Origin of the sequence: Protofrankia sp. Cas3 (assembly GCF_963555955.1) — a bacterium.
Taxonomy (GTDB): Bacteria; Actinomycetota; Actinomycetes; order Frankiales; family Frankiaceae; genus Protofrankia.
The window spans coordinates 12,763-14,237 of record NZ_CAUVXP010000156.1 but is presented as its reverse complement, the minus strand read 5'-3'; the positions used below and the strand labels follow the sequence as shown (position 1 = coordinate 14,237).

Annotated in this window: 3 protein-coding genes; 2 read left to right on the top strand and 1 reads right to left on the bottom strand. The window is 71.3% G+C overall.

The window, feature by feature from the left end:
* Positions 1–182 (top strand): hypothetical protein (locus U9983_RS22440; protein ID WP_322755915.1); only part of this gene is annotated, 182 nt, incomplete at its 5' end.
* On the opposite strand, the gene U9983_RS22435 is transcribed toward U9983_RS22440, so the two are convergent.
* Positions 183–338: a hypothetical protein gene (locus tag U9983_RS22435; RefSeq protein WP_322755914.1), complete on the bottom strand. Its 156-nt coding sequence runs from the start codon at positions 336–338 to the stop codon at positions 183–185. It abuts the gene before it with no gap.
* A gap of 81 nt (positions 339–419) precedes the next feature.
* Between U9983_RS22435 and U9983_RS22430 the strand changes: the two genes are divergently transcribed.
* Positions 420–1,208, top strand: coding sequence for a hypothetical protein (locus U9983_RS22430; RefSeq protein ID WP_322755913.1), 789 nt, complete (start codon positions 420–422; stop codon positions 1,206–1,208).
* Positions 1,209–1,475 lie beyond the last annotated feature (267 nt).

Here is a 1,475-nt window from a genome sequence, read left to right as displayed (position 1 = left end):
GCCCGCTGGATGTGGAGACCCGGATGCGGGCGCGGCGGACCACCGCGCCGTTGCGCCGTGTTTCGGAGGCGGCCCAGTTCTCGGCGATTCAGGTCGTGAAAGCCGGCCAACTCTTCAAAGTGAACTATTCCGAGGAACATCAGAAGACCGCACGCAAACCGCAGAAGCAGTTCACGTTCTGATCAGTGCCTGATCGTGTATTCGAGGTGAAAGGAAAGGAGAATCGCGATGAGCAGAAAGACGGCGATCACGAAATTGCCCGCGGATGCGGTGGCCGGTACCGACCGGGGAGTGGCGTCCGCGTCCGCGGACATCGCCGCCGGGGCGATCCGGTTCACCCCGCCGTGGATCGTGTCCGGTCTGTTGCCGGTGATGGCCGAGAGCTGTCACCTGCTGTGGGGCGGCGGGGGTGCGGCGCCGTGGGCGGCGGCCGGGATGACGGCAACGTTCCGACGTCGCTGCGCGCGGAGCTCGGCGGGGCGATGCAGTTCGGCTGCGCGGCCGGCGACGCCGGCTACCTGCTCGGTGACCTCGCCGACGCCGGCGCCGACCCCGGCCAGTGGGGCAACCGGCACCCGGGCCGGGTGCACGTCGTGGCTCCCGGCATTCCCGACGACCGGGCGCTGATTCCCGCCCGGATCGACAACGCCCCGCCCGTCCTGGTCGGGCAGCTCGTCCGACCCCAGCACGTGCACACCGACCTGGACGCCATGAGCGCGACGGCGGCCGGCGAGGCGTACGTCAACCGGCGCCGCTACGACACGCCCCCGTCCACGGCGGGCGCGAAGGGATGGACCCCGATGACCCCCACCTCACCCGCCACGGCGGCCGCGACCGAACCGGCCGACGACGACACCCTCGACATCACGATGTTCGGCGAGGCCGACGAGGACCCCCAGATCAGCCCCAGCGTCGACGACGACGTCCCGCCGCTGGGGTCGTTCAGCCTGGCCCCGCCCCCGCCGCCGGCCAAAGCGTCCCCGGCCGAGGTCCGCGCCGCGGTCCTCGGCGTCATCCGGGCGTGGGGACCCGGCACCGAGTTCCGCCCGGTCGACATCGCCCGGGCGTTGCCCCAGCACGCCGCCCGGCACCGCTCCACCGTCAGTCGGCTACTCGCCGCACTGCTCGATTCGGGCGAGCTCGACGAGGTGGCCGGGGGCGTCTACCGCATGCCCGCCGCGCACGCCGCGTCATCCACCCGCGGGTAGCTGTGCACGCCGTGCGCAGCGTGCACGGCGTGCGTGACCTGCCTCAACGTGCGGCCGTACGCGAGAAACGGGGTGTGCGCACCGTGCGCACGGCCTGCACGCACACCCCGCACACCCCCGACGAATCTCACCCACAGTCACCAAATTCGATCACGAAGGGAGGTCGATGACCATGCCGCTACGGATGACCGCCCGGCCGAGATTCGGCCCGCTACGGATCAACACCGGCCGGTCCGGGATCACCTCGATCACGGTCAAGCTCGGGCC